The 520-nt window shown below is 52.7% G+C and carries 1 protein-coding gene; it reads left to right on the top strand.

The features are described 5' to 3' along the window. Positions 1-350 precede the first annotated feature (350 nt). On the top strand, positions 351-520 hold a 170-nt coding region (locus ACR0L4_RS23760; protein ID WP_480515688.1), incomplete at its 3' end, for a transposase.

The following is a 520-nucleotide window of genomic DNA, read 5'->3' as shown; positions in this document are numbered from 1 at the left end:
TCCACTCCTCAGTGGTTACGATGAGCCAAGAACACTCTCTTATCAAATTGCCCTAGTTGGACCCATAAGCGCTGACGTCAGATAGTGCTGGCGACTGATATCGCCGGATAGTCGGTGTTGATGGATCAGGATAGGGACGGAACACTCAAAGTGCTCAAGGCTTTCCGTGAGGATCATCTAGTCCCCGCTTTGGCAGTTCATGATGGGCGACTGTCTGACGTCAACGGCAATGGGACAGTTTGGGGTGATTTGATAAAGGAGGATTTCTGGCTCATCGTAGCCGCCAAGGAGAGGAGAAGAGAAAGAAACCCGGAACCAAGCAGAGCCAGGGTGAGAAAGTCGTCAAGGATATCCGTCGTGCTACGCGCAAGCAGTGTTTAGCGGAAGAGAAGATCAGGATCGTTCTGGACGGCCTCAAGGGTGAAGGCAGCGTTGCTGAGCTGTGCCGCCGAGAGGGTATAGCCCAGAGCCTGTATCAAATCTGGTCCAAGGAGTTCTTCGAAGCTGGGAAGAAACGCTT

This window comes from Ruegeria sp. AB5, assembly GCF_056542645.1.
This window is presented reverse-complemented; position numbering and strand designations above follow the sequence as displayed.